Raw genomic sequence first — 19736 nt, 5'->3', positions numbered from 1 at the left:
GTGGCCGTCGCACTCGTCGGATTGCCCGGCGCCGGAAAGTCCGCGGTGGGCCGGCGGCTGGGGCTTCGACTGGATCTTCCCTTCGTCGATACCGACCACGAGATCGAGCAGCGCATCGGCTGCTCGATCCGCGATTACTTCGAGCGCGAAGGCGAAGCCGCCTTCCGCGACCTCGAGCAGCAGGTGATCGCCGAGCTGGCGGCGGGCGCGCATGGCGTGCTGGCCACCGGGGGCGGTGCGGTGCTGCGCGAGGCCAACCGCCAGCAGCTGCGCGGCCATTTCCATGTGATCTACCTGCGGTCCTCGCCCGAGGACCTGTTTCGGCGCTTGCGCCATGACGTCAAGCGTCCGCTGCTGCAGGTGGCCGATCCGCTGGGCCGGCTGCGCGAGCTGCACGACGCGCGCGATCCCTTCTATCGCGAGACCGCTCACGACGTGGTCGACACCGGCCGTCCCACGGTCGCGACGCTCGTGAACATCATCGTGATGCAACTCGAGCTGGCCGGCATCGTGCCGCCCGGCGCGCACCCCGAGGGCCCCGAGCCGCCCGCTTCTTCGGGCTAGCCAGGCCCGGTCGGGGCACGGATCGCCCCTCGCGCGCCAAGGCGCTTGGCACCGGCGTTCCGGCCGCTGGGCGCCGCACCGCCTAAACTCCCGCCATGCCATCGCCCGCCGCCTCCGCTTCCTCGCCCCCCCTCGAACGCGTCGACATCCCGCTCGGCGACCGCAGCTATCCCATCCTCATCGGCGCCGGCCTGTTCGGCGATCCCCAGACCTACGGCATCGTGCCGCAGGCGGCCAGCGCGCTGATCGTCAGCAACACCACGGTCGCGCCGCTCTACGCCCAGGCGCTTCGCCAGGCGCTCGCCGGCCGGTTCCGGCAGGTGCATCTGCTCGAGCTGCCCGATGGCGAGGTCTACAAGAACCTCGAGACCCTGAACCTGATCTTCGACGCGCTGCTGGGCCACGGCAGCGACCGCAAGACCGTGCTGTTCGCGCTCGGCGGCGGCGTGGTCGGCGACATGACCGGCTTCGCGGCCGCCAGCTACATGCGCGGCGTGCCCTTCGTCCAGGTGCCGACCACCTTGCTGGCGCAGGTCGATTCCTCGGTTGGCGGCAAGACGGCCATCAACCATCCGCTGGGCAAGAACATGATCGGCGCGTTCTACCAGCCGCAGCTGGTGGTCTGCGACCTCGGCACCCTGCAGACCCTGCCGCCGCGCGAACTCAGTGCCGGCCTGGCCGAGGTCATCAAGTACGGGCCGATCCATGACATGGCTTTCCTCGACTGGATCGAAGCCAACATCGAAGCCCTGGTGGCACGCGATCCCGCCGCGCTCGCGCATGCGGTCAAGCGCAGTTGCGAGATCAAGGCGCTGGTGGTCGGCCAGGACGAGCGCGAGACCGGCTTGCGCGCGATCCTCAATTTCGGCCACACCTTCGGCCATGCGATCGAATCGGGCCTGGGCTATGGCGAGTGGCTGCATGGCGAGGCCGTGGGCTGCGGCATGGTGATGGCGGCGCGGCTGTCGCAGCGCCTCGGCGGCGTGGACGCGGCCTTCGTCGAGCGCCTGACCCGTCTGATCGAGCGCGCCGGCCTGCCCACGGTCGGTCCCGAGCTCGGCGCGGACCGCTACCTCGAGCTGATGCGCGTCGACAAGAAATCCGAGGGCGGCGAGATCCGCTTCGTGGTGATCGACAAGCCCGGCTCCGCCATCATGCGCGGCGCGCCCGACGTGTTGGTGCGCGAGGTGCTCGCGCAGTCCTGCGCGGCCGCCTGAGCCCCCTTCCGATGGCCGGCATCGCCCCTGCGGACTCATGAGCCTCGCACCCTACGCCTCGCATCCCGCGCGTTCGCGCGGCCGCCGCCATCCCGAGCCGCCCGCGCCCACGCGCGACGCCTTCCAGCGCGACCGCGACCGCATCGTGCATTCGACGGCGTTCCGGCGGCTGGTCTACAAGACGCAGGTGTTCCTCAACCACGAGGGCGACCTGTTCCGCACGCGGCTCACGCATTCGCTCGAGGTGGCGCAGCTCGGCCGCTCCATTGCGCGCGCGCTGCGGCTCAACGAGGACCTGGTCGAGGCGGTCGCGCTGGCCCATGACCTGGGCCACACGCCCTTCGGCCATGCGGGGCAGGACGCGCTCAATGCCTGCATGGCCGAGCACGGCGGCTTCGAGCACAACCTGCAGAGCCTGCGCGTGGTCGATGCGCTCGAGCATCGCTATCCGCAGTACGACGGCCTCAATCTCAGCTTCGAGACGCGCGAGGGCATCCTCAAGCACTGCTCGCGCGCCAACGCCGAGAAGCTCGAGGCGGCCGAGCCCGGCGGCGTGGCGCGCCGCTTCATCGACCGCACCCAGCCCGGCCTCGAGGCGCAGCTGTGCAACCTGGCCGATGCGATCGCCTACAACGCCCACGACATCGACGACGGCGTGCGCTCCGGCCTGATCGCCGTCGAGCAACTGGCCGAGGTCGAGCTGTTCGAGCGCTACCGGCGCGAGGCGCTGGCCGAATACCCGGCGCTCAGCGGCCGCCGCGTCCTCTACGAGACCATCCGCCGCATGCTCAGCGCCCAGGTCTACGACGTGATCGACGCCACTCGAGCGACGCTCGAGGCGCTTGCGCCCGGCGATGCCGACGCGGTGCGCCGCGCGCCGCCGGTGGTCGCGTTCAGCGAGGGCATGCGCGCGCAGTCGGAGACGCTGCAGCGCTTCCTGTTCCGCAACCTCTACCGCCACCCGCAGGTGGTGCAGACCACCGATCAGGCGCGCGAGGTGGTGCGCGAACTGTTCGATGCCTACCTCGAGCGCGGCGCCGAGATGCCCGAGTCCTTCGCCGAGCGCGCGGACCGCCCGCGTGCCGTGGCCGACTACATCGCGGGCATGACCGACCGCTTCGCGATGCGTGAGCACGAACGGCTGACCGGCCGGCGCGGCATTGCGCGCGCCGACGGGCCGACGGCATGACATCGGCCGGCGCGCGCCCGCGCATCCCCGCGGCCGCCTTCGCGGTCGTGGTCGCGGGCGTCAGCGCCGCGCTGCACCTGGGCAAGCTGCCGCCCGCGGTGCCGGCGCTGCAGGCCTCGCTGGGCATCGGCCTGGTCGAGGCCGGCTTCCTGCTCTCGCTGGTCCAGGTCGCGAGCATGACGCTGGGCCTGCTCGCGGGCCTGGCGGCCGACACCATCGGCCTGCGCCGCAGCATGCTCGGCGGACTGGCCGTGCTGACCCTGGCCAGCCTCGCGGGCGGCGCGGTCGGCAGCCACCTGCCCGCAGAGCAGGCCGTGCCCTGGCTGCTGGTGCTGCGCGCCATCGAGGGCATCGGCTTCCTGCTGGCGGTGATGCCGGGGCCTGGCCTGATCCGCGCCCTCACGCCCGCGGGCGCCGACAAGGCCGCGCTGGGGCTCTGGGGCGCCTACATGCCGTTCGGCGTGGCGCTGGCCCTCTTGCTCGGCCCGGTGCTGATCGGCTGGAATGGCTGGCCCGGCTGGTGGTGGGCGCTGTCGCTGGTGTCGGCGCTGGCGGCGGCTTGGCTGTTCGTCGCGGTGCCGGCCGACCGGCAACGCGCGCCGATCGCCGCCACCGTGCCCGAGAGCGGCTGGTCGCGCCTGCGCACCACCGTCGGCGCGCGCGGGCCCTGGCTCACGGCGCTGAGCTTTGCCGTCTATTCGGCGCAGTGGATGGCGGTGATCGGCTTCCTGCCCGCGATCTATGCCGGCGCGGGCGTGCCGGCCGGCTGGAACGCAGTGCTCACGGCACTGGCCGCGGCGATGAACATCGTCGGCAACATCATGGGCGGGCGCTGGCTGCAGCGCGGCATCGCGCCCGAGCGGCTGCTGCAATGGGGCTTCCTGATCATGGCGCTGGGCGGCATCGCGGCCTTCGCGGAACTGCGCGGGCCGGGCGCCGATGCCGTCGGGCTGCCCGCCTCGCTGCGCTTCGTGGCCGTCTGCGCCTTCTCGCTTGCGGGCGGCATGGTGCCGGCCACGCTGTTCCTGCTCGGCGTGCGCTTCGCGCCCGGACCGGCCACCGTGTCGACCACCGTCGGGCTGATGCAGCAGGCCTCGTCGCTGGGCCAGTTCCTGGCGCCGCCGACTGTGGCCTGGGTGGCGCACCGCGTCGGTGGATGGCACTGGACCTGGGTCGCGACGCTGGCTTGCTCGCTGACCGGCATCGCGATCGCGCGCCGGCTCGGCCGCGCGCGGCTAGCGCTGGAGGCCGCGACGCCATGAGCGGCGATGCTCTAGTCACGGCCAAGCAGGCCGTCGCCGACATGCGCCGCTGGCTCGAGCGCGCGGTGATCGGCCTCAACCTGTGCCCGTTCGCCAAGGCCGTGCACGTCAAGGGCCAGATCCACTACGCCACCTACCTGTCTGCCGAGCATGACGACCTGCTCGACGCATTGCTCGCCGAAGCCCGGCAACTCGTCGCGCTCGATGCCACCGAGCGCGACACCACCTTGCTGATCGCGCCGAACGCACTTTTGGACTTCCTCGATTTCAACGACTTCACGGCACGCGCCGAGCGCCGGCTCGCCAAGGCCGGCTTCGACGGCGTGCTGCAGCTCGCAAGCTTCCATCCGCAGTTCCAGTTCGGCGGGACCGAGCCCGACGACATCGGCAACGCGACCAACCGCGCGCCTTATCCCACGCTGCACCTGCTGCGCGAAGAGAGCGTGGACCGCGCGGTCGAAGCCTTTCCCGATGCCGAGGAGATCTTCGGCCGCAACATCGACACCCTCGAGGCCCTGGGGCCCGAAGGCTGGGCTGCGCTCGACGTCGGCTCCCGGGAGCACCCCCACATGAATGCCCACGCTTTGAACAAGACCCGCGACGACCATTCCGCCAAGGGCGGCAAGACCGCCAAGATGGCGAAGGCCGATGCCGAGCTCGCCGAGGCCTTGCGCCCGGGCCAATCGGTCGAGCTGCTCAAGGAGCTGCACATCCTCACGCGCGAGGGCCGGCTCAACCAGGACTCGCGTCGCAAGCTCAAGCAGGTCTACCATCTGTTCCAGTTCATCGAGCAGCTGCTGCGCGAGCTGCCCGAGGGCGGCGCCAACGCCACGCTGGCCGACCATGGCGCGGGCAAGTCGTACCTGGGCTTCATCGTCTACGACCTGTTCTTCCGCGCGGGGCAGGGCGGTCACGTCTACGGCATCGAGACGCGCGCCGAGCTGGTCAAGAAGTCGCGCGAACTCGCGCAGCAGCTGGGCTTCGACCGCATGTCCTTTCTGAATCTGACGGTGGCCGAGTCCGCCACCGCGGGCGAGCTGCCATCGCAGATCGACGTGGTGACTGCGCTGCATGCCTGCGACACCGCCACCGACGACGCGATCGCCTTCGGCCTCGCGAAGAAGGCCCGCTGCATGGTGCTGGTGCCGTGCTGCCAGGCGGAGGTGGCGGCCTGCCTGCGCGAGACCAAGGCGCTGGCGCTCTCGCGCACGCCGCTGGCCGAGCTCTGGCGCCATCCGCTGCACACGCGCGAGATCGGCAGCCAGCTCACCAACGTGCTGCGCTGCCTGTACCTCGAGGCCAACGGCTACAGCGTCACCGTGACCGAGCTCGTGGGCTGGGAGCACAGCATGAAGAACGAATTGATCCTCGCGCGCCATACCGGCCAGCGCAAGGCGAGCGCGGCCGCGCGGTTGCGCGAACTGCTGGCGCAGTTCGGGCTCGATGCGTTGGGCGATACGCGCTTTCGGCTCGACTGAACCGCGCGCCGCGTCAGGTCAGCGCGACGCGAGCAGCGCCGGCAGCGCGTCGCGCGCGGGCCAGTCCAGCGTCTTCCACGGGCTGCGCTCGTCTTCCAGCAGCCGTTCGGTCACCAAAGCCAGCACCTTGCGGCCCATGAAGTTGCTGCCCGCGGCGTCGCGCTCGCCCTCGAGGAAGCCGCGGCCGTAGTGCTCCCAGCCGTCGAAGCGCTCGATCGCCAGCGCCACCGCCGGCTCGAGTGCGTCCAGCGCTTCGCGCGCTTCCAGGTAGCCGACCGCCGCCGAGCCGGTCGCGAGGTGCGCGAAGCGGGCGATCCACACCGCCAGTTCGCCATCCGTGCTTCGGCCCATCGCCTCGGCCGCGTCGTGGGTGTCGGCGATGGCTTCGCGTGCCTGTGCCTCGTCGCCCGCGTCGAAGTCGCGCGCCAGCAGCTTCTTCCACGGCGCGACTTCCTCGTCGGGGATCGGCACGCACAGCAGGTGCACCGCGCTGCGGTTCGCTTCCTTGGCGGCCTTGAGCTCGGGAGCGAAGGTCTCGCGGTAGATCGCGGCCAGCGCCACGGCCACGTTCTCGTAGCGCGACGAGGCCGCGAGCCGGGCCTCGAGCGTCGTGCCGTCCTGGTGGGCCTTGGCCTCGCGCTCGGCGGCTTCCTGCGCCAGCTCGGCGCGTCCCTCCGCCATGCCTTCCTTGACCGTATCGAGCATTTCCTTGAAGAACTTGAACATCGAATGGCTCCTCCCCCGCCAGGATGGAATGGTTCGGCGGGCGGCTTAGGATACAAGCCCCGCGCGTCAACCCCTTCCTGGCCCATGGCCCGCCTTCCCCGTCTCACCCTTGCCGGCCTGCCGCACCATGCGATCCAGCGCGGCAACAACCGGCAGCCGATCTTCGTGGACCGCGCCGACCACGAGAAGCTGCTCGCCCTGCTGGCCGACAGCGCCACGCGCTTCGGCGTCGCGGTGCATGCCTACGTGCTGATGGACAACCACTTCCACCTGTTGGCCACGCCCGACAGCGCCACCGGGTTGCCGCAGCTCATGCAGTCGGTCGGGCGCAGCTACGTGCGCTACTTCAACGACCGCCATGGCCGCAGCGGCACGTTGTGGGAAGGGCGCTACAGGTCGACCCTGATCCAGACCGAGCGCTACCTGCTGACCTGCATGGCCTACATCGACCTCAACCCGGTGCGCGCGGGGCTGGTGATCGATCCGCGCGACTTCGCGTGGTCCAGCCATGCGCACTACGCGGGGCTGCGGCACGACCGGCTGCTCACGCCCCATCCGCTGTACTGGGAGCTCGGCAACACCCCGTTCGCGCGCGAGGCGGCGTATGTCGAACTGGTGCGCGCGGGCGTTCGGGCCGCCGACCAGTCGGCGCTGACCGAGGCCACGCTGCGTGGCTGGGCGGCTGGCGACGCCGACTTTCTGGATGCGTTGCAGAAGAACACCGAGCGCCGCGTGCTGCCGGCCAAGGCCGGGCGGCCGCCTTCGGGCACCAAAAGCTGAGCTAACGAGGGCGGAAACCACCGTCCAGTGGCCGTTCTTCGCTATCTAATTTGATGTGTCCCTAATTAAATTCTGACAAGAAAACTCAAGATTTAATTGGAATCTGACCCTCATTAAAGTGTTTGGCATTCTTTGTGCATCGCAATATGCTCCCAATCCCTGCGAAAACTGAAGGAGTGCGCCATGACGACGGCTGCCGAGATTCAACATCTCCAACGACACGGTCTGTATTCCGGTGCCGACGAGCACGATGCCTGCGGCGTCGGCTTCGTGGCCCACATCAAGGGCGAGAAGAGCCACGCCATCGTGCTGCAGGGCTTGAAGATTCTCGAGAACCTCGACCATCGCGGCGCCGTGGGTGCCGACAAGCTGATGGGCGACGGCGCCGGCATCCTGATCCAGCTGCCCGACCACCTGTACCGCGACGAGATGGCCAAGCAGGGCGTCACGCTGCCCCCGCCGGGCGAGTACGGCGTCGGCATGATCTTCCTGCCGAAGGAACACGCCTCGCGCCAGGCCTGCGAGCAGGAAATGGAACGCGCGATCAAGGCCGAAGGCCAGGTGCTGCTGGGCTGGCGCGACGTGCCGGTCAACCGCGACATGCCGATGTCGCCCACCGTGCGCGAAAAGGAACCGCTGCTGCGCCAGGTCTTCATCGGCCGCGGCAACGACGTGATCGTGCAGGACGCGCTCGAACGCAAGCTCTACGTGATCCGCAAGACCGCGAGCGCCAACATCCAGCGCCTGAAGCTCAAGCACAGCAAGGAATACTACGTTCCGAGCATGTCGAGCCGTACCGTGGTCTACAAGGGCCTGCTGCTCGCCGACCAGGTCGGCACCTACTACCTCGACCTGCAGGACAAGCGCTGCGTCTCGGCCCTGGGCCTGGTGCACCAGCGCTTCTCGACCAACACCTTCCCCGAGTGGCCGCTGGCCCACCCGTACCGCTACGTCGCGCACAACGGCGAGATCAACACCGTCAAGGGCAACTACAACTGGATGAAGGCGCGCGAGGGCGTGATGTCCTCGCCCGTGCTCGGCGCCGACCTGCAGAAGCTCTACCCGATCAGCTTCGCGGGCCAGTCCGACACCGCCACCTTCGACAACTGCCTCGAGCTGCTGACGATGGCCGGCTACCCGATCAGCCAGGCCGTGATGATGATGATTCCCGAGCCCTGGGAACAGCACAGCACCATGGATCCGCGCCGCCGCGCGTTCTATGAGTACCACGCCGCCATGCTCGAGCCCTGGGACGGCCCGGCCTCGATCGTGTTCACCGACGGCCGCCAGATCGGCGCCACGCTCGACCGCAACGGCCTGCGTCCCTCGCGCTACTGCGTGACCGACGACGACCTGGTCATCATGGCCTCCGAGTCGGGCGTGCTGCCCGTGCCCGAGCAGAAGATCGTGCGCAAGTGGCGCCTGCAGCCCGGCAAGATGTTCCTGATCGACCTCGAGCAGGGCCGCATGATCGACGACGAGGAGGTCAAGGCCACCCTCGCCAACAGCAAGCCCTACAAGCAGTGGATCGAGAACCTGCGCATCAAGCTCGACAGCGTGCAGGCCGAGCCGGTGACCGCGCCGATCTCGCAGGTCGCGCTGCTCGACCGCCAGCAGGCCTTCGGCTACACCCAGGAAGACATCAAGTTCCTGATGAGCCCGATGGCGCAGGCCGGCGAAGAGGGCATCGGCTCGATGGGCAACGACAGCCCGCTGGCCGTGCTCTCGAGCAAGAACAAGCCGCTGTACAACTACTTCAAGCAGCTGTTCGCCCAGGTCACGAACCCGCCGATCGACCCGATCCGCGAAGCCATCGTGATGTCGCTGGTGTCCTTCATCGGACCCAAGCCCAACCTGCTCGACATCAACCAGGTCAACCCGCCGATGCGGCTCGAGGTGAGCCAGCCGATCCTCGACTTCGCCGACATGGCGAAGCTACGCGACATCGGCAAGTACACGCAGGGCAAGTTCAAGAGCTACGTGCTCGACATCACCTACCCGCTCGCCTGGGGCGACGAAGGCGTCGAAGCCAAGCTGGCCTCGCTGTGCGCCGAAGCCGTCGATGCCATCAAGGGCGGCCACAACATCCTGATCGTCAGCGACCGCGGCGTCGGCCCGACGCAGGTCGCGATCCCCGCCGTGCTGGCGCTGTCGGCCGTGCACCAGTACCTGGTGCGCGAGGGCCTGCGCACCACGGCCGGCCTGGTGGTCGAGACCGGTTCGGCGCGCGAGGTGCACCACTTCGCCGTGCTCGCGGGCTATGGCGCCGAGGCGGTCCATCCCTACCTCGCGATGGACACCCTGGCCGGCATGCATGCCGACCTGCCGGGCGCGCTGAGCGCCGAGAAGGCGATCTACAACTATGTGAAGGCGATCGGCAAGGGTCTGTCGAAGATCATGTCGAAGATGGGTGTCAGCACCTACATGAGCTACTGCGGCGCCCAGCTGTTCGAGGCCATCGGCCTGAACAGCGAGACCGTCAGCAAGTACTTCACCGGCACCGCCAGCCGCGTGGAAGGCATCGGCGTGTTCGAGATCGCCGAGGAAGCCATCCGCATGCACAAGGCCGCCTTCGGCGACGACCCGGTGCTCGCCAGCATGCTCGACGCCGGCGGCGAATACGCCTGGCGCACGCGCGGCGAAGAGCACATGTGGACGCCCGATGCGATCGCCAAGCTGCAGCACAGCACGCGCGCCAACAACTGGAACACGTACAAGGAATACGCCCAGCTCATCAACGACCAGAACCGTCGCCACCTCACGCTGCGCGGCCTGTTCGAGTTCAAGATCGATCCGGCGAAGGCGATCCCGGTCGACGAGGTCGAGTCGGCGGCCGACATCGTCAAGCGCTTCGCCACCGGCGCGATGTCGCTGGGCTCGATCAGCACCGAGGCGCACTCGGTGCTGGCCGTGGCCATGAACCGCATCGGCGGCAAGAGCAACACCGGCGAAGGCGGCGAAGACCCCGCGCGCTACCGCAACGAGCTCAAGGGCATCCCGATCAAGCAGGGCGACACGCTGCGCAGCGTGATCGGCGCCGAGAACGTCGAGGTCGACCTGCCGTTGAAGGACGGCGACTCGCTGCGCTCGCGCATCAAGCAGGTGGCCTCGGGCCGCTTCGGCGTCACGGCCGAGTACCTGCATTCGGCCGACCAGATCCAGATCAAGATGGCCCAGGGCGCGAAGCCGGGCGAGGGCGGCCAGCTGCCGGGCGGCAAGGTCACCGAGTACATCGGCAAGCAGCGCTACGCGGTGCCGGGCGTGGGCCTGATCTCGCCGCCGCCGCACCACGACATCTACTCGATCGAGGACCTGGCCCAGCTGATCCACGACCTGAAGAACACCGCGCCGCACGCCAGCATCAGCGTGAAGCTGGTCAGCGAGATCGGCGTCGGCACCATCGCCGCGGGCGTGGCCAAGTGCAAGAGCGACCACGTCGTGATCGCCGGCCATGACGGCGGCACGGGCGCCTCGCCCTGGTCGTCGATCAAGCATGCGGGCAGCCCGTGGGAGATCGGCCTGGCCGAGACGCAGCAGACGCTGGTGCTCAACCGCCTGCGCAGCCGCATCCGCGTGCAGGCCGACGGCCAGATGAAGACCGGCCGCGACGTCGCGATCGGCGCGCTGCTGGGTGCCGACGAGTTCGGCTTCGCCACCGCGCCGCTGGTGGTCGAGGGCTGCATCATGATGCGCAAGTGCCACCTGAACACCTGCCCGGTGGGCGTGGCCACGCAGGACCCGGTGCTGCGCAAGAAGTTCTCGGGCAAGCCCGAGCACGTCGTCAACTACTTCTTCTTCGTCGCGGAAGAAGTGCGCCAGATCATGGCCCAGCTCGGCATCCGCAAGTTCGACGACATGATCGGCCGCGCCGACCTGCTCGACATGCGCAAGGGCATCGAGCACTGGAAGGCCTCGGGCCTCGACTTCAGCCGCCTGTTCGCGCTGCCGAACGTGCCTGCCGATGTCTCGCGCTTCCACGTCGAGAACCAGGACCATGGCCTCGACAAGGCGCTCGACGTCCGGCTGATCGAGAAGTCGCGTCCCGCCATCGACAAGGGCGAGAAGGTGCAATTCATCGAGGTGGCGCGCAACGTCAACCGTTCGGTGGGCGCGATGCTCTCGGGCGCGCTGACCAAGGTGCATCCGCAGGGCCTGCCCGACGACTCGATCCGCATCCAGCTCGAGGGCACGGGCGGCCAGTCGTTCGGCGCCTTCCTGGCACGCGGCATCACGCTGTACCTGATCGGCGACGCCAACGACTACACCGGCAAGGGCCTGTCGGGCGGCCGCGTGGTGGTGCGCCCCAGCCTCGACTTCCGCGGCGAGGCCGTGCGCAACACCATCGTCGGCAACACCGCGCTGTACGGCGCGACCACCGGCGAGGCTTACCTGTGCGGCGTGGCCGGCGAGCGCTTCGCGGTCCGCCTGTCGGGCGCCACGGCGGTCATCGAAGGCACGGGCGACCACGGCTGCGAATACATGACCGGCGGCACGGTGGCCGTGCTCGGCAAGACCGGACGCAACTTCGCGGCCGGCATGAGCGGCGGCGTGGCCTTCGTCTACGACGAGGACGGCCAGTTCGCCTCGCGCTGCAACATGTCGATGGTCTCGCTCGAGAAGGTGCTGACCTCGGCCGAGCAGACCGCCAGCGTGCACCGCAAGATCTGGCACGGTGGCGAGACCGACGAGGCCCAGCTGAAGAAGCTGCTCGAGGAACACCACCGCTGGACCGGCAGCAAGCGCGCGCGCGAGCTGCTCGACACCTGGGCCGTGTCGCGCACCAAGTTCGTCAAGGTCTTCCCCAACGAGTACAAGCGCGCCCTCGGCGAGCTGCACGACCGCAAGGTCGAGCTCGCCAGCACCGGCAACAACGCGCACGTCGGCCTCGAGCCGCATGCGATCGCCGCCGCGCCCAAGACGGCGCCGGCCGCCGCCTGAAGGCGCCGGTGAACGAAGACACAACGAAGGAACAGCACGATGGGAAAGATCACCGGTTTTCTGGAGCATGAGCGCATCGAGGAGGGCTATCGCCCGGTCGAGGAACGGCTCAAGCACTACAAGGAATTCGTCGTCGGCCTGAACACCGACCAGGCGAAGGTGCAGGGCGCGCGCTGCATGGACTGCGGCACGCCGTTCTGCAACAGCGGCTGCCCGGTCAACAACATCATTCCGGACTTCAACGACCTGGTGTACCGAAACGATTGGCAGAACGCCTTCGCGGTGCTCGACTCGACCAACAACTTCCCGGAGTTCACCGGCCGCATCTGCCCCGCGCCCTGCGAGGCGGCCTGCGTGCTCAACGTGAACGACGACGCGGTTGGCATCAAGTCGCTCGAGCACGCGATCATCGATCGCGCCTGGGACGAGGGCTGGGTCGCGCCGCGCGTGGCCAAGCACAAGACCGGCAAGAAGGTCGCGGTGGTGGGCGCGGGCCCGGCCGGCATGGCCGCCGCGCAGCAGCTCGCGCGCGCCGGCCACGACGTGACGCTGTTCGAGAAGAACGACCGCATCGGCGGCCTGCTGCGCTACGGCATCCCCGACTTCAAGATGGAGAAGTCGCACATCGACCGCCGCGTCGAGCAGATGAAGGCCGAGGGCGTGGTGTTCCGCACCGGCGTGGTCGTCGGCGCCGCCAAGGATCCGCTGGGCAAGGGCTCCAAGGTCACCAACCTGGCCAAGGAGACCGTCACGCCCGAGCAGCTGCAGAAGGACTTCGACGCCGTGCTGCTGACCGGCGGCGCCGAGCAGTCGCGCGACCTGCCGGTGCCCGGCCGCGACCTCGACGGCATTCATTTCGCGATGGAGTTCCTGCCGCAGCAGAACCGCGTCAACGCGGGCGACAAGGTCAAGGGCCAGCTGCGCGCCGACGGCAAGCACGTGATCGTGATCGGCGGTGGCGACACCGGCTCCGACTGCGTGGGCACCAGCAACCGCCATGGCGCCGTGAGCGTCACGCAGTTCGAGTTGATGCCGCAGCCGCCCGAGGAAGAGAACCGCCCGCTGACCTGGCCCTACTGGCCGATCAAGCTGCGCACCAGCTCCAGCCACGACGAAGGCTGCGAGCGCGAGTTCGCGATCTCGACCAAGGAATTCATCGGCGAGAAGGGCAAGATCACCGGCCTGAAGACCGTTCGCGTCGAGTGGAAGGACGGCAAGATGCAGGAAGTGGCCGGCAGCGAGCAGGTGCTCAAGGCCGACCTCGTGCTGCTCGCGATGGGCTTCGTGAGTCCCGTGGCGACCGTGCTCGATGCCTTCGGCGTCGAGAAGGACGCGCGCGGCAATGCGAAGGCCAGCGTCGACTTCATCGGCGGCTATGCCACCAACGTGCCGAAGGTCTTTGCCGCCGGCGACATCCGCCGCGGCCAGTCGCTGGTGGTGTGGGCGATTCGCGAGGGCCGCCAGGCCGCGCGCTCGGTCGACGAGTTCCTGATGGGTTTCAGCGACCTGCCGCGATAAGTCCAGGTGCCGCGCCCGCCCTCCCTCGGGAGGGCGGGCGTCTCCTCCAAACGGAGCAGGCCGGCCCGGCGGAAATTTGTTTCAATTCGGCGGGGCTTCTCGTGGCTCCTTTATCATCCGCGGAAACCGCATGCCGGGATGCCTCCTCAGGGCGCCCGGCTTTTTTATTGAGATGGACCCAGCCGCACAGCCACAGCCCTTCGTAGAGTTTCGCGACGTTCGCTTCGGCTATGGCGCGCGCGCGATTCTCGATGGCGTCTCGTTCTCGCTGCCGCGCGGCAAGGTCACGGCGCTCATGGGCGCGTCGGGCGGCGGCAAGACCACCGTGCTGCGCCTCATCGGCGGCCAGCAGCGCGCCCAGCGCGGCGAGGTGCTGTTCGACGGCCAGGACGTCGGCCGCATGGACTCCGCCGCGCTCTATGCCGCGCGGCGCCGCATGGGCATGCTGTTCCAGTTCGGCGCGTTGTTCACCGACATGAGCGTGCTCGACAACGTGGCCTTTCCGTTGCGCGAACACACCGAACTGCCCGAGGCGCTGGTGCGCGACATCGTGCTGATGAAGCTCGACGCCGTCGGCTTGCGCGGCGCGCGCGACCTGCTGCCCAGCGAAGTCTCGGGCGGCATGGCGCGGCGCGTGGCGCTGGCGCGCGCGATCGCGCTCGACCCCGACTTCGTGATGTACGACGAACCCTTCGCCGGCCTCGACCCGATCTCGCTCGGCACCGCGGCGCGGCTGATCCGCCAGCTCAACGACACGCTGGGACTCACCAGCATCATCGTGTCGCACGACGTGGAGGAGACCTTCCGCATCGCCGACCAGGTGATCGTGCTCGCCAACGGCGGCATCGCCGCCCAGGGCACGCCCGACGAGGTGCGCAACAGCAGCGACCCGCTGGTGCACCAGTTCGTGCATGCGCTGCCCGACGGGCCGGTGCGCTTCCACTATCCGGGCGTCAGCATCGAGGACGACTTCGGTCCGATGAGCGGGAGCGGGTCATGAGCTGGTGGAACCCCGGTGATGTCGGCTTCGCCGTGCGCAGCAAGCTGGCCGACCTCGGCTATGGCGCCAAGCTGTTCATGCGGCTCGCCTTCCAGGGCTCGCGCAGCCTGCGCCGCTTCGCGCTGGTGCGCGACCAGATCCATTTCCTCGGCAACTACTCGCTCGCGATCATCGCGGTGTCGGGTCTGTTCGTGGGCTTCGTGCTCGGCCTGCAGATGTACTACGCGCTGCAGCGCTATGGCTCCTCGGAAGCGCTCGGCCTGCTGGTCACGCTGAGCCTGGTGCGCGAGCTCGGGCCGGTGGTGGCGGCCCTGCTGTTCGCGGGCCGCGCCGGCACCTCGCTCACGGCCGAGATCGGCCTCATGAAGGCCGGCGAGCAGCTCAGTGCCATGGAGATGATGGCGGTCGACCCGGTGCAGCGCATCCTCGCGCCGCGCTTCTGGGCCGGCGTGATCACCATGCCGCTGCTGGCGGCCGTGTTCAGCGCGGTCGGCATCCTCGGCGGCTACGTGGTCGGCGTGCTGATGCTCGGCGTCGACCCCGGCGCGTTCTGGGGCCAGATGCAGGCGGGCGTCGATGTCTGGCGCGACGTCGGCAACGGCGTCATCAAGAGCATCGTGTTCGGCTTCACCGTGACCTTCATCGCGCTGCTGCAGGGCTACGAGGCGCAGCCCACGCCCGAGGGCGTGTCGCGCGCCACCACGCGCACGGTGGTGGCCGCCTCGCTGTCGGTGCTGGGGCTGGATTTCCTGCTCACCGCCATGATGTTCAGTATCTGAAGGGGCTCGCCCCCGATCGTTCTAGATAGAGAGTGCAACCATGCAACGTTCCAACAACGACATCTGGGTCGGCCTGTTCGTGCTGCTCGGTGCGGCCGGGCTGCTGTTCCTCGCGCTGCAGTCGGCCAACCTGCTGAGCCTGAACTTCCAGAAGACCTACACCGTCACCGCGCGCTTCGACAACATCGGCGGCCTCAAGCCGCAGACGGCCGTCAAGAGCGCTGGCGTGGTGATCGGCCGCGTGCAGTCCATCTCGTTCAACGACAAGACATTTCAGGCCGACGTGACGCTGGCATTGCAAAACCGTTACAGTTTTCCCAAGGACAGCTCGCTGAAGATCCTCACCAGTGGCCTGCTCGGCGAGCAGTACATCGGGATCGAGGCGGGCGTCGAAGAGAAGAACCTGCAGGCCGGCGACACGATCACAGCGACCCAATCGGCCGTGGTGCTCGAGAACCTGATCAGCCAGTTCCTCTACAGCAAGGCCGCCGAGGGAAGCTCCACGCCGGCCAACACCAACAAGAAATGAAAAACCGTCACCCCATGTCGAATGCTATGAAGAACATAGCTACCTATGCCCGCTGGATGGGCCTTTCCGCCGTCCTGTCGGTGCTCGCCGCGTGCGCCACCGGCCCGCAGGCCAATCCGCTCGATCCGCTCGAGCCCTTCAACCGGGGCGTGACCCGCTTCAACGACGTCGTCGACGAGAACGTGCTCGTGCCGGTGGCCACCACCTACACCCGCGTGCTGCCCTCGCTGGTGCGCACCGGCGTCGCCAACTTCTTCAACAACGTGGGCGACGTCTGGAACCTCGCCAACAACGTGGCGCAGGCCAAGCTGCAGAACAGCGCGCAGACCTTCATGCGGCTGAACGTCAACACCATCTTCGGTCTGGGCGGCCTGCTCGACATCGCCACCGAGGCGGGCATCGACCGCCACGACGAGGACTTCGGCCAGACGCTGGGCTACTGGGGCGTGGGCTCGGGCCCGTACCTCGTGCTGCCGCTGCTCGGCCCCTCGACCGTGCGCGATGCCGCGGCGCTGCCGGTGGACCGCTGGGGCGATCCGATCTCGCACATGAACGACGTGGCGTGGCGCAATTCGCTCAACGTGCTGAACCTGGTCGACACCCGCGCCAAGTACCTGCGCGCCGGCCGCCTGCTCGACGATGCGGCGCTCGACAAGTACACCTTCACGCGCGACGCCTACCTGCAGCACCGCCGCAGCGACATCTACGACGGCAACCCGCCCGACGAGCGCGAGGACATCGACGGCAAGGACAGCAAGGGCAACGACGGCAAGTAAGCGCCGGCCCGCCGTGCCTGGCGCATGGCGACCCAGGCAACCGGTGGCGGCATTTGCTTGCATCCGGTTGCAGGCTTCATCCGACGTTCAGGAACCCCGCGAGCCGGTACCCTGTCGAAACCGTTCCAGACTTGGCGCGGCTGCTCTCTTTTTCGAAGAGCCGCGCGGCAGATTCAACCAGAGGGACTCACGATCATGACAAAAACCCAGACCTTGATTCAACGACGCAGCCTCGGTCGCCTCGTGCTGGCCGGCGCGCTGCTGATCGGCGCCGGCGTCGCCTTCATGCGTCCCGCGCAGGCCGCGGACGAAGCGCCCGACGCGCTGGTCAAGCGGCTGTCGACCGACGTGCTCGAGACCATCAAGGCCGACACCTCGATCAAGGCCGGCGACGTCAACAAGATCATGCTGCTGGTCGACAGCAAGATCATGCCGAACGTCAACTTCCAGCGCATGACCGCCTCGGCCGTCGGCCCGGCCTGGCGCCAGGCCACGCCCGAGCAGCAGAAGCGCCTGCAGGAAGAGTTCAAGACCCTGCTGGTGCGTACCTATGCCGGCGCGCTCGACCAGGTGAGCGACCAGACCGTCACCGTGCGTCCCTACCGCGGTTCGCCCGACGACAAGGAAGTGCTGGTGCGTACCGAGGTCCGCGGCCGCGGCGACCCGGTCCAGCTCGACTACCGCCTCGAGAAGACGCCCGGCCAGGGCGGCGGCTGGAAGGTCTACAACCTCAACGTGCTCGGCGTGTGGCTGGTCGATACCTACCGCACCCAGTTCTCGCAGGAGATCAACGCCCGCGGCATCGACGGCCTGATCACCGCGCTGGCCGCCCGCAACAAGGGCAGCGGCAAGGGCTGAGCCCGGCCGGCACGCCAAAACAGGAGCCGAGGCCATGCTGGTCCTGCCGACGAAGCTCACGCACGACGAGGCGCCCGCCTGCATGCGCATGCTGCAGAAGGGCCTCGCCGGCCAGGCCGATGCCTCCGCCACCGTGGTCGATGCCAGCGCGCTGGTGCAGTTCGACTCGTCGGCGCTGGCAGTGCTGCTCGAATGCCGCCGCGAGGCCAGCGCGCTCGGGCGCGGCTTCGCGGTGAAGGGCCTGTCGCCGCGGCTGCGCGAGCTGGCGGCGCTCTACGGGATCGCCGGCCTGCTGCCGGCCGCGCCCTGATCCGTTTCCTGCGCTACGGGTGACCCGGATCGGGCCCGCATTCCCTCAGACCAGCGTCGGAGGGGGCGGGCCCTTAAAATCCCGGCCTCCCATGCCCGCGATCTCATTCCAATCGGTCTCCAAGACCTATCCTCCCTCACGACAGCAGCGGGCCCAGGGCAAGGCCGGGCTACGAGCGGTCGACGAGGTCAGCTTCGACATCGAGCCCGGCGAATTCTTCGGCCTGCTCGGCCCCAACGGGGCCGGCAAGACCACGCTGATCAGCATGCTCGCGGGCCTGTCGCGGCCCACGTCCGGGTCGATCCGCGTGCACGGCTTCGATGTGCAGCGCGATTACGCCGAGGCCCGCCGCCAGCTCGGCATCGTGCCCCAGGAGCTGGTGTTCGACCCTTTCTTCAACGTGCGCGAGTCGCTGCGCATCCAGTCGGGCTACTTCGGCATCAGGAACAACGAGGCCTGGATCGACGAGCTGCTGCAGAGCCTGGGCCTGGCCGACAAGGCCACCGCCAACATGCGCCAGCTCTCGGGCGGCATGAAGCGCCGGGTGCTGGTGGCGCAGGCGCTGGTCCACAAGCCGCCGGTGATCGTGCTCGACGAGCCCACCGCGGGCGTCGACGTCGAGCTGCGCCAGACGCTGTGGCAGTTCGTCGCGCGGCTCAACAAGCAGGGCAGCACGGTGCTCTTGACCACCCACTACCTCGAGGAAGCCGAGGCGCTGTGCAACCGCATCGCGATGCTCAAGCTCGGCCGCGTGATCGCGCTCGACCGCACCAGCGAGCTGCTCAAGTCGGCCGCGAGCAACGTGCTGCGCTTCAAGACCGATGCGATGCTGCCCTGGGAAATCGCCCAGCACGCGCGCATCACGGGCCGCATCGTGCAGCTGCCGGCGCAGAACGCGCACGAGGTCGAACAACTGCTGGCCGCCATCCGGCAGGCCGGCGTGGCGGTGGAAGACGTGGAAATGCGCAAGGCCGACCTGGAAGACGTGTTCATCGACCTGATGGCGGGCGAGCAGACGCCGCTGGAGGTTGCACGATGATGGCTGTCACCGGCTGGCGCGCGCTGCTCTACAAGGAAACGCTGCGCTTCTGGAAGGTCGGCTTCCAGACCGTCGGCGCGCCGGTGCTCACCGCGCTGCTGTACCTGATGGTGTTCGGCCATGTGCTCGAGGACCACGTGAAGGTCTACGGCACCGTCGGCTACACCGCCTTCCTGATCCCGGGCCTGGTGATGATGAGCGTGCTGCAGAACGCCTTCGCCAACAGCTCGTCCTCGATCATCCAGAGCAAGATCATGGGCAACCTCGTGTTCGTGCTGCTCACGCCGCTGTCGCACTGGGGCTGGTTCCTGGCCTACGTGGGCTCGTCGGTGATCCGCGGGCTGGCGGTGGGCATGGGCGTATTCCTGGTCACGATCTTCTTCGCGGTGCCCGACTTCGCGGCGCCCGTGTGGATCCTGGTGTTCGCGCTGCTCGGCTCGGCCATGCTCGGCACCCTGGGCCTGATCGCCGGGCTCTGGGCCGAGAAGTTCGACCAGATGGCCGTGTTCCAGAATTTCCTGATCATGCCCATGACCTTCCTGTCGGGCGTGTTCTATTCGATCGGTTCGCTGCCGCCGTTCTGGCAGTCGGTGAGCCACCTGAACCCCTTCTTCTACATGATCGACGGCTTCCGCTACGGCTTCTTCGGCGTCAGCGACGCCTCGCCGTGGCTGAGCTTCGGGATCGTCGGCAGCGCCTGGCTCGTGGTCAGCGCGATCGCGGTCCACCTGCTGAAGATCGGCTACAAAATCCGGGGCTGAACGGCCCCTTTC

General features: G+C 68.4%; 16 protein-coding genes and 2 pseudogenes. 17 read left to right on the top strand and 1 reads right to left on the bottom strand.

Features of this window, described 5'->3' with window-relative positions; translation table 11 throughout:
- From AC07RM_RS25200 to AC07RM_RS25175, 6 genes and pseudogenes are all read left to right on the top strand, one after another.
- Complete coding sequence (locus tag AC07RM_RS25200; protein WP_208509123.1) at positions 1–564, top strand: shikimate kinase; 564 nt, start codon at positions 1–3, stop codon at positions 562–564.
- A gap of 95 nt (positions 565–659) precedes the next feature.
- On the top strand, positions 660–1781 hold the full coding sequence (gene aroB / locus AC07RM_RS25195) for a 3-dehydroquinate synthase (protein WP_495336301.1): 1122 nt from the start codon (positions 660–662) through the stop codon (positions 1779–1781).
- 37 nt (positions 1782–1818) lie between these two features.
- Positions 1819–2970 (top strand): deoxyguanosinetriphosphate triphosphohydrolase, encoded by a 1152-nt coding sequence (locus AC07RM_RS25190; protein WP_093352005.1) that lies wholly within the window; start codon positions 1819–1821, stop codon positions 2968–2970.
- Positions 2967–4232 (top strand): MFS transporter, encoded by a 1266-nt coding sequence (locus AC07RM_RS25185; RefSeq protein WP_495336300.1) that lies wholly within the window; start codon positions 2967–2969, stop codon positions 4230–4232. Before AC07RM_RS25190 ends, AC07RM_RS25185 begins: the two co-directional genes overlap by 4 nt.
- A pseudogene (locus tag AC07RM_RS25180) lies at positions 4127–4756 on the top strand (DUF1415 domain-containing protein); the annotation flags it as partial. The gene AC07RM_RS25185 and the pseudogene AC07RM_RS25180, both read left to right, overlap by 106 nt.
- Before the next feature lie 111 nt (positions 4757–4867).
- Positions 4868–5710, top strand: coding sequence for a class I SAM-dependent methyltransferase (locus tag AC07RM_RS25175; protein WP_495336397.1), 843 nt, complete (start codon positions 4868–4870; stop codon positions 5708–5710).
- An 18-nt stretch (positions 5711–5728) separates the two neighbouring features.
- Here the strand turns inward: AC07RM_RS25175 and AC07RM_RS25170 are convergent, their stop codons facing one another.
- Positions 5729–6436 carry a DUF1266 domain-containing protein gene (locus AC07RM_RS25170; protein WP_495336299.1) on the bottom strand — a complete coding sequence of 236 codons (708 nt, stop codon included), beginning with the start codon at positions 6434–6436 and terminating at the stop codon, positions 5729–5731.
- A gap of 84 nt (positions 6437–6520) precedes the next feature.
- Between AC07RM_RS25170 and AC07RM_RS25165 the strand changes: the two genes are divergently transcribed.
- The 11 genes and pseudogenes from AC07RM_RS25165 (at position 6521) to AC07RM_RS25115 (ending at position 19724) form a co-directional block, all read left to right on the top strand.
- Positions 6521–7216: a transposase gene (locus AC07RM_RS25165; protein WP_296798341.1), complete on the top strand. Its 696-nt coding sequence runs from the start codon at positions 6521–6523 to the stop codon at positions 7214–7216.
- A gap of 183 nt (positions 7217–7399) precedes the next feature.
- Positions 7400–12154, top strand: a complete 4755-nt coding sequence (locus AC07RM_RS25160; protein ID WP_495336298.1) for a glutamate synthase-related protein — start codon at positions 7400–7402, stop codon at positions 12152–12154.
- 39 nt (positions 12155–12193) lie between these two features.
- Positions 12194–13672, top strand: a complete 1479-nt coding sequence (locus tag AC07RM_RS25155; protein WP_208508697.1) for a glutamate synthase subunit beta — start codon at positions 12194–12196, stop codon at positions 13670–13672.
- Between the two features lie 172 nt (positions 13673–13844).
- Positions 13845–14672 carry an ABC transporter ATP-binding protein gene (locus tag AC07RM_RS25150; RefSeq protein WP_281077295.1) on the top strand — a complete coding sequence of 276 codons (828 nt, stop codon included), beginning with the start codon at positions 13845–13847 and terminating at the stop codon, positions 14670–14672.
- Positions 14669–15451: a lipid asymmetry maintenance ABC transporter permease subunit MlaE gene (gene mlaE / locus AC07RM_RS25145; protein WP_208508699.1), complete on the top strand. Its 783-nt coding sequence runs from the start codon at positions 14669–14671 to the stop codon at positions 15449–15451. The genes AC07RM_RS25150 and mlaE overlap by 4 nt, the downstream gene beginning before the upstream one ends.
- A gap of 40 nt (positions 15452–15491) precedes the next feature.
- The gene (gene mlaD / locus AC07RM_RS25140) at positions 15492–15980 is read left to right on the top strand and encodes an outer membrane lipid asymmetry maintenance protein MlaD (RefSeq protein WP_057596777.1); all 489 of its coding nucleotides are present in this window, start codon (positions 15492–15494) and stop codon (positions 15978–15980) included.
- A gap of 26 nt (positions 15981–16006) precedes the next feature.
- Positions 16007–16756 (top strand): MlaA family lipoprotein, encoded by a 750-nt coding sequence (locus AC07RM_RS25135; protein WP_209544676.1) that lies wholly within the window; start codon positions 16007–16009, stop codon positions 16754–16756.
- Positions 16757–16951: 195 nt separating this feature from the next.
- Positions 16952–17614 (top strand): MlaC/ttg2D family ABC transporter substrate-binding protein, encoded by a 663-nt coding sequence (locus AC07RM_RS25130; RefSeq protein ID WP_093351976.1) that lies wholly within the window; start codon positions 16952–16954, stop codon positions 17612–17614.
- 25 nt (positions 17615–17639) lie between these two features.
- A pseudogene (locus tag AC07RM_RS25125) lies at positions 17640–17924 on the top strand (STAS domain-containing protein); the annotation flags it as partial.
- A 91-nt stretch (positions 17925–18015) separates the two neighbouring features.
- Positions 18016–18963 carry an ABC transporter ATP-binding protein gene (locus AC07RM_RS25120; RefSeq protein WP_093351971.1) on the top strand — a complete coding sequence of 316 codons (948 nt, stop codon included), beginning with the start codon at positions 18016–18018 and terminating at the stop codon, positions 18961–18963.
- Positions 18960–19724, top strand: coding sequence for an ABC transporter permease (locus AC07RM_RS25115; RefSeq protein WP_495336297.1), 765 nt, complete (start codon positions 18960–18962; stop codon positions 19722–19724). The genes AC07RM_RS25120 and AC07RM_RS25115 overlap by 4 nt, the downstream gene beginning before the upstream one ends.
- Positions 19725–19736: the final 12 nt, after the last annotated feature.

The sequence above is a fragment of the Variovorax sp. GW821-FHT09B05 genome, assembly GCF_059418265.1.
Note: the sequence above shows the minus strand (reverse complement) of the source record. Positions and strands in the feature narration are given on the sequence as shown.